6 protein-coding genes and 1 pseudogene are annotated in these 8,135 nt (G+C 66.6%); all 7 read right to left on the bottom strand.

What is annotated here, in order from left to right; all coding sequences use genetic code 11:
• Positions 1-258 (bottom strand): annotated as a pseudogene (locus WU80_RS17010) (secretion protein EspI); the annotation flags it as partial.
• A 105-nt stretch (positions 259-363) separates the two neighbouring features.
• Entirely contained in the window at positions 364-651 is a 288-nt protein-coding gene (locus WU80_RS17005) for a WXG100 family type VII secretion target (protein WP_055404525.1), read from the bottom strand.
• Between the two features lie 43 nt (positions 652-694).
• Positions 695-988 carry a WXG100 family type VII secretion target gene (locus WU80_RS17000; protein WP_369808542.1) on the bottom strand — a complete coding sequence of 98 codons (294 nt, stop codon included), beginning with the start codon at positions 986-988 and terminating at the stop codon, positions 695-697.
• Positions 989-1,085: 97 nt separating this feature from the next.
• On the bottom strand, positions 1,086-2,282 hold the full coding sequence (locus tag WU80_RS16995; protein WP_055404523.1) for a PPE family protein: 1,197 nt from the start codon (positions 2,280-2,282) through the stop codon (positions 1,086-1,088).
• A gap of 305 nt (positions 2,283-2,587) precedes the next feature.
• Complete coding sequence (gene eccCb, locus WU80_RS16990; RefSeq protein WP_055404522.1) at positions 2,588-4,384, bottom strand: type VII secretion protein EccCb; 1,797 nt, start codon at positions 4,382-4,384, stop codon at positions 2,588-2,590.
• 76 nt (positions 4,385-4,460) lie between these two features.
• Complete coding sequence (gene eccCa, locus WU80_RS16985; RefSeq protein ID WP_055404521.1) at positions 4,461-6,698, bottom strand: type VII secretion protein EccCa; 2,238 nt, start codon at positions 6,696-6,698, stop codon at positions 4,461-4,463.
• A complete protein-coding gene (eccB, locus tag WU80_RS16980) occupies positions 6,695-8,134 on the bottom strand; it encodes a type VII secretion protein EccB (protein WP_055404519.1) in 1,440 nt (479 codons plus the stop codon). Before eccB ends, eccCa begins: the two co-directional genes overlap by 4 nt.
• Between the last annotated feature and the right edge of the window lies 1 nt (position 8,135).

The following is an 8,135-nucleotide window of genomic DNA, read 5'->3' as shown; positions in this document are numbered from 1 at the left end:
GGGCATGGGGGGCCGGGGTGGTGCGCTCGGCTGGGTCCAGTCGACCGGGGGTGGTGGTGATTCGGTTGGGGCCGAGGGGGAGTGCTCGGCCAGGTCGATCGGCATCGGCGGGGTATGGCCGTTGGGCTTGGGCGGGATGGGCGGGATGGGCGGCATCGAAACCGGCGCATTGACGTCGAACTCCGTCTGCGCCGTGGCCTCATCCGCAATTTCCACTCCCTCGAGGGATTGGAAGAGCCGGTCGTAGTCGGCCGCCATCAAACCCTTTCGTCAAACTCGTTCATGCGAGGAAGCACGAGACGAGCCTAGGTCTCCCGTTAGGTCGACGTGGCCCAATCTCGTGCTTCGCCGCTCGCCATCGTCTTACGTGAACATGCCCGTGACGCCGGATTCGGTTTGAGCCATCGCCTGGCTGGCCTCGGTGATGCGCTGCGAGAGCGCCTGCAACGAGGCGTTGAGCTCAGCGGAGGTCTCGTCCCAGTTCCGCTGGACCTGCTGGTAGGCCTCCGAACCGCTGCCGCCCCACGCCTCGGCCAGCTTGGCGAGGGAACTTTTGCCCTCGTCGAGAAGACCCTGCGTGGTCTGGACGGCGCCCGCGATCGAGCTGGATCCCGCTTCGATCCCGGCGAAATTCCATGACTGTTCCGACATATTGTTGCTCCGTTTCTTTGTGTTGCTGAGGGGGTGATGGGGGTCAGAAGTTCATCTGCGACGACAGAGAACTGGCTTGTTCCTCGTCGGCCGAGGAGTACTGGATGCCGGCGCCGTGGATGTTCTGCGAAATCTCGCTGAGCGCCTTGATCTGGGCCTGGCCCGCTTCGTGGAAGCGCGTCAACGCCTGCTGCGCGGCGGTGCCGGCTTGACCGCGCCAGTGGCCGGCCAACTCGCCCCCGGTCGACTCCACGGTCTGGATGACTCGCTGGAGTTCACCGGAGATCCTGTCGAAGTTGCTAGCCTCCGCGCTGAGGGTAGCGGCATCGGTCTTCATCTCTGCCATGCTGGACTACTTTCTCTGTTTCCTGTCCTCGCCAAGTGATGGCAAGTCTTCCGGCCCGGGCGGCCGGGAAGTCTCTTTCTGTGGGCGCTCACCAGTCGTCCTCGTGCTCGAAGTCGACGTCGTCGGCCTCGTCCGGGCGCGTGGCGAGCATCGCGGGGGAGGCCAGACCCGGCCGGCCGGCCTGCGCCGACTGACCGGCGGCGGCGCTGCCCATCCCGACGGGGGCCGCGCCTCCCGCGGCCGACGAGCCGGCGCCCGCACCGGCGGGCGCCGTGACCTGCGCCGGCTTGTCGATCAACTGGCTCATCAACGAGGTGCGGGGCGCGGTTCCGCCCGCACCGGGCAGTGCTTCCGAGCGCATCAGGCCCATGCCGACGCTCGGGCCCGATCCACCCGCCAAGGGATGCGTGGAGAGCGGGCTCGCCCCGAGCAGGCCCAGCTGCCGGTCTTTCCCGGCCAGGTCGCCGAGCTTGTCACCGAGCTTGTCACCGAGCGGGTGGTCGCCCATGCCGCCGTTCTGGCCGGCCATCGAGCTGAGCTGCTGCAGCGGCTGCATCAGCTGCTGCATCGGGCCGCCCAGCTGCCCCTGTCCCGGGAACGGCATGGCCGGCTCCTCGACCGGCACCCCAACCTCGGGCGGCGTCTCGGGAACCTCGTCCTCGACCTCCGACAGTGCGCGCATGGCGGCGGGAATGGCCTCGGAGCCGACGGCCGAGAGCGTGCCCAGGGCCGCGGTGGTCACCGCCTCACCCACGGCCGGCTGCAGGATCGGCTTGATGGGCGGGAGCGGCTCGAAGGTGGTGTTCGCGATGGTCTCCATCTGGTAGACGTCCATCACGATCGCCGCCTGATTCCACATGCGGACGAAATAGTCGGTCTCGTTCAGTCCGATCGGCACCATGTTGATGCCAAGGAAATTCGTGGCGGTGAGAACCGCGTGGGTGATGTGGTTGGTCGCGATCTCCGGCAGCGAGGGCGTCATCGCCAGCGCCTTGGTGTACGCCGCGGCCTGGGCCGCGGCGCGCGTCGCCCGCTGCTGAGCCTGCTGGGCGGCCGTCTGCAGCCAGGCGACCATCGGCATGGTCGCCGCGATGGCGCGTTCGCTGCTCATCCCGGTCCACGACGCCTTGAGGGAAACCAATGCGGTGGACAACTCCAGCGCCTGCGTCTCCAGGGCGCCCGCCAGCGCTTCCCAGCCGGCGGCGGCCTGCAGCATCGGCACCGGACCCGCTCCGGCCATCAGCCGTGCGGTGTTCAGCTCCGGTGGCATCGCGTGCCACAACATGGTTATCCAGTCCCCTTGTCTGCGTTCGCTTTTGGGCTATCTCACGAAGCCGGCCGGTACGGCGAAGCGTCCCGAGGCGCTTCGCGCGAGGGGCAAACCAGTACCGGACGCCAAGCCCGCCAAATGCCGGACGCTATTGGCGGTCAAAGCCCGGCCAATATCGACAAGTGTTGAGCCAAGTGTCATTTCTGGCATTTGCGAACCTCTTCTGTACTTCCGCGCGCAATAAACTATTCAATTGGGGCAAAACAACGCTTTCGACGACGCAGTCTCGACTCGTTTAGCGGGCGGCGGTCCAGTGCTTCTTACTGGGCGCTGGGATAATCGTAACCGCCTCCTGGAGGTGCTGAGTGCACTTCTTCTGGGGGATCTAGGTAGGCGGCTTGGATGACCTCCTTTCCTTCCGGGGTAACGAAAAATGCCTGGCCAGGGGGCCTGCGCTTGACCTGAATGTCCCTCGACGGGAAATCCTGCTTGTCGCCCGACAGGAACAGGGTGGGCGATCCCGCGCCGTACGCGGCCCCGACGAACTTGTCCATAGTCGCCTTGTAAGCGGAGCTCATTTGGCAGGTGACAATGATGTGCAACCCGATGTCCGAAGAGGCCGGCAATAACGGTGCCAGCGGCGCCATTGGCGGTATCCCCCCGGAGGCCGCGACAATCATGTGCCAGTCGTCGACAAGGAGAACCACATCGAATCCGCTCCACCACGACCGGGCGCGCAATTGTGCGGTGGTGAGGTCGGCCGGCGGCAACCGCTTCTGCAGGTTGAAGGCCAAGGCTTTGATGGCCTCGTCGAGCGTCGTGCTGTTGCGGTTGATCGCGCCGGCGTCGAGCAGATGGCTCTGCGGCACCGCATCCAACAGCCCCGAGCGGTAATCGGCGAGCATGAACCGCACCTGTTGTGGACTGTTACGCGCACAGATGGCGCGCGCGATGGCGTGGGCGGTACGGGTCTTGCCCGCTTTGGCGGCGCCGAATATCAACAAATGCGGCGTGCTGTCCATGTGCGCGTGAGCTACCGACAGATCCGCCTCGCGCAGCCCGATCGGAATTGTCCAGCGCGTGCGGTAGTCGGAGTCCGGCCCCGGGGGGTTCGGGTCGAGCTCGTAGAGGTAAATCCGCTCCGGCAGCACCCGGACCCTTGGAGCCTGTTCCGTGTGTTGGGCCGCAACCTCATTCACCGCGGTGGTCATCGCCTCCACGAGGTTGTCGGCGCTGTGCACGCCGTCGAACCGGGGCACACCGATCATCAAGTGGTGCTTTTCCGACGACATCGCGCGGCCCGGCCGATTCGCCGGAATCTCCCGGGTGGCCCGGTCGATCTGGGTGTCGTTGACGTCGCCGAGCCGGAATTCGATCTTGGTGCCGAGGTAGTCACGGACTCGTGACTTCAGTTCCGTCCAGCGCGGCGTGGTGATCACCACGTGGACTCCGAACGACAGGCCCTGCGCGGCGAGGTCCTGGACTTGGGACTCGAGATCGGGGAATTCACTGACGAACGCCGGCCACCCGTCGATGACCAGGAAAACGTCACCGAACGGGTCGGCCGCGACGGGTTGGTTCGGATCCTCGCGCAGTTGCCGATAGGCGGCGATCGAACCGACACGGTGCTCTTTGAAGGTCGCTTCCCGTTGCCGCAGAACGGCTTGCACCTCCGCGACCACGCGCATGACGCGGTCGGGCTCCGATCGGGTCGCCACCCCACCGACGTGCGGCAGGTTTTCCAGATAGATGAGGCCACCGCCGCCGAGGTCGATGCAATAGAACTGGACCTGCCTCGGTGAGTGGGTGGCGGCGGCCGACAGCATCATCGTTTGCAGCAGCGTCGACTTGCCGGTCTGCGGTGCGCCACCGATGCCGATGTTGCCGCCCGCGCCGGACACGTCCACCCCCCAGGTCGCCTGCCGGTGCATGCGCGGTTCGTCCATGATCCCGAGCGCGAATCGCAGGGGCTGGCGATCGTCCTGGGCGATGAGTTCGTCCACGGGTGTCGGGTCGGTGAGCGGGGGCAACCACATCTTGTACGCCCGCGACTCGGTGGTGGACAGCTGCTCGAGCACCACCTCGCGCAGCGCCCGGCCCTTCGATTCGACAGTCATGAGCGCCGCTCCTCTCCCCCGCGAGCGGGCGGTACCCCCACATCACCAAGTTCTGCATTGTCGCCGGCGCGCGTCATTACGCCGTCACCTCTTCCGCCAACGGGCCGGCGGTGAACTGTTGGATGCGAACCTTTTTCGGACCAACGTGGGGCGCGGCGCCATTGCCCTCACCGTTCGTCTCCACCCGAGCCGCCGGCACGTAGGTGTTGCCGGTATACAAGGTGCTGAATTTGACGGGGTCTTCCATGCCCACCCGCAGGAATCCGACTCCGCTTTCCTTGTTGGTGATGTACTGCGCCTCCGGGGTGCCGATCACGGCCTTGGACTCGTGAGAACTGGTGGTGCGCAGCGCGATGCGGTAGGTCAGGTTCGGCTCCAGTTTGTCGATGCGCACACCGCCGGTCTGCAGTGACTGGGTGGCCAGCAGCAGGTGCACCCGCAGCGACCGGCCGACGCGGCAGATCCTGTCGAACAACGCGATGAAGTCCGGGTGACTTTGCAGTAGTTCGGCGAACTCGTCGACGACGACGAAAAGCGTTGGCAGCGGGGGCAGATCGGCGCCCCGTTCGCGGTACTTCTCGTACTCGGCCACCCCGGAGAGCGCTCCGGCCGCCCCGACCTTGATGCCGGCCTGGCGCAGGATGCCCTGGCGGCGGTCGAGTTCGCCGGTCAGCACCTCGCCCATGCGGCTGACCAGTTCGGCCTCTTCGGCCATGTTGGTGACCACGGCGGCGGTGTGGGGAAGCTTCTCCATCCCCAAAAACGTTGAGCCGCCTTTGAAGTCGGTCAGCAGCAGATTCACCTGGTCCGGGTGGTGCATCGCCACCAGGGACAGGATGAGGGTGCGCAAGAACTCGGACTTGCCCGACCCCGTGGTCCCGATCAGCATGCCGTGCGGCCCGGCGCCGAATTCGGCGCCCTCTTTGATGTCGAGGTACATCACGTTGCCGGTCTTGAGTTCGTGACCGAACGGGATCTTGAGCCGATCACGGTCGGTGTCGGTGAACATCCGCCAGCGGCTCGGCACCACCTCTTCGACGCTTTGGGCGCCGACCAGCTGGTGCCATTCCGTCGCCGCCTTCTTCTGGATGCCGGTGCCCTTCTTGTCGATCACCGTGCCGGTGATGGACCAGCCCGCCAACTTCCGCGCGATGCGGGCGGCCTGGCCGGGCGACATGCTGTCGGCGACGGACGTCACCTGGCGGAACTGCTGTCCCGGCAGGCGGTCATCGGCGGTCCCGTCGTCGGCGACCCTGATGCGGTAATTCGAGCCGCGGTGGTTGCCCAGCGTGATCACCGTGACGCCGGCCCTGCCATCGGGCGGAAACCCGGCCTTGCCCCCGGTCAGGTCCACCACCACGACGTATGGGCCGCCGGGCAGCGAATCGGGGGTGTGGGGCCCGCGGGCGGCCAGGTCGGACAGGTTGTCCGGGCGGGTGTAGATCATCCGAACGGGGCCGGCGGCATCGGTCTCGGTCGGATGTTGGACGTGGGGAAGCCATTTCAGCCACGACCAAGCCGGATCGTCCGGGTTCTCGGTGAGCACGCGGATCTGCAGCAGGTCGGGTGGATGGAAGACGGCCAGGTGGCAGACCATCGCGGTCAGCAATCCGGCCGCGCCAGCCGGGTCGCCACCGACCGCGATCGTCGGAAAGGTGCGCAGCTGCACCAGTTTCGGGCAGTCGTGGATGAGGCCGTGGGTGCGCAAGAACTTGACCACCCACATATTCGCGACGGGTTCGAGGTATGGCTGCGGCGCCGCGGTCGGCCCGGCGAGTTCGCCGCCCGCGGACGGCTTCATCAGTCGGTCGACGGCCGGCTGGTCACCGATGCCGATGCGGGTGGCGGCATAGAAGTCGGCGTTCGCTGGGCGGGACCACTGCCGCGGGGTCCCGATGAGCGATGTCAGATCGTCGGGATGCGGTGCGTGGAAACCAAAGAACGCGACCTGCGCGCTGGCCGAAGACGTCACGCGGGGGCGGAGCCCGGCCAGGTAGCGCAGGTACTCCTTACGGTCGGCGTTGATCTCGGGCACCTTCTTGCCGCCCCCACCGTGGCCGGCCATCATGCCCATCGACATCATGATCATCATCAGCGGCATCATCAGCATGTAGGGCGAGAGCTGCCGGGTGCCGGTGACCACCATGATCGCGATCATGCCGAGCATGCAGACGCCCATCACGTACGGAAGGGCCTTCTGCACACCCGACGGCGGGATGTCCACCCCGAGGTCTTCGGGCGGTGTCAGGCTGATCTCGCCGGGTGTGAGCCGCGGACCGCGCATGACCGTGGGGGTGAACTTCTTGGTCGTCATGACGGCCCTCCCGGGGCTTTGCGCGGGTTCGGGTCCGCCGGCAGCGTGTCGTGTTCCAGTAGCGCAGCCTCTTTCGACAGCACCGGACCGTCGACGAGCAGGCGAATGATCTCCCAGGGCGCGGTCTTCGGCGCGGTCAGGCCCAGCGACGAAGCCGTCTGGGCGTCGGGCAGCCCGTAGCGCACCCCCTGCGGATCGACGTAGTACAGCGACTCGCCGTACCGCGGGTCGGGCGACTGCAGTTGCACGTACTTGCCGCCATCGGTGTAAACCGTTGCCGGGCCCTGGATTTGCTTGATCCCCGAGCTCATCGCCGATGCCGGTATCGGTAGATGACGCCCGGTCAGGACGGTGGTCTTCGGTGCCTGATCACCGGCCTTGCGTTCCCACGTCCAGCACAGGGTGGGATCCTGGGGCCGCGACACGATCTTCACCGGTTCGTCGGGCAGCGGCGAGTTATACACCACCTCAGGGATTTTGACGATCTCGCTGGGCACCATCGCGGGAGGCTCGACCAGCCCGTAGGACTGGATGGCGCGCAGCGCGGCGGCGGTATTGGCGTTCACCGGCGCGACGCCGTCGGGCAGCACCACGAAGTAGCGCGGGCCCGACTCCGCGTGGATTTGCAGGATCGACCCCACCACCAGCTGCTCGGGAAGCCCGAGCGTGTTGGGCGAACCCGCGCCGGGGATGGGGGGCAACTGCCAGGATCCGGCGTCGGGCAGCGCGTTGAACATTGCGGTGGACAGCGGGCTGGGCTTGGCGGTTCCGCGGATCCCGACGGCGAAGGTCATGGGGCGATCGCTCAAATCCGTGGCGTGCCGGCCGTGGGTGTCCACCACCCAGTCCTTGCCCTGATAAGAGGCCAGCAGCGCCTCACGCGGAAGGATGGGGTCGATGACGCCGGGCTCGATTTGCAACGGCATCGCGACCACCGAGGTCTGCAGGCTGGGCGCGATGCTTTCCGCCTGGGTGACGGTGTCGCACAGCGCCCACACCGACGAGGAGTCGGACGACAGCGGCGTGGCGTACGGGGCGCCGGGGATGCCGATCGACTGGCCCTTGGGAAACCTGTTGAGCTCGGCGGGTTTAACGGCCTTCGGTTCGGCCGGGTTGCCCAGCACCAGTCGCGCCGAGGTCAGGTTGTAGACGGGATGCAACTGGCCCGACACCATCAGATAGAGCTGATTGGTGGCGCGGTCGACGAACAGGTTGCCGCTGCCAAGCTTGCCCTGCGGTTTGAAGTAGGCCATCGCCAGTGCGCCCACCACGACCAGCACCGAGACCAGGACGCCGAGCGCGACCGACCGGCTGTAGAACTGCAGCGGATCGTCGAACATCCGGGTGTCGCGCCGGACGATGGCGTGCTCGAGGCGCCGGAGCAGGAAGCGCCAGCCGCTGACCTGAACCTTGGTGGTTAGCCGGAACCCCGCCATG

The organism is Mycobacterium sp. UM_11 (assembly GCF_001414075.1).
In the GTDB taxonomy this organism is placed as follows: domain Bacteria; phylum Actinomycetota; class Actinomycetes; order Mycobacteriales; family Mycobacteriaceae; genus Mycobacterium.
Note: the sequence above shows the minus strand (reverse complement) of the source record. Positions and strands in the feature narration are given on the sequence as shown.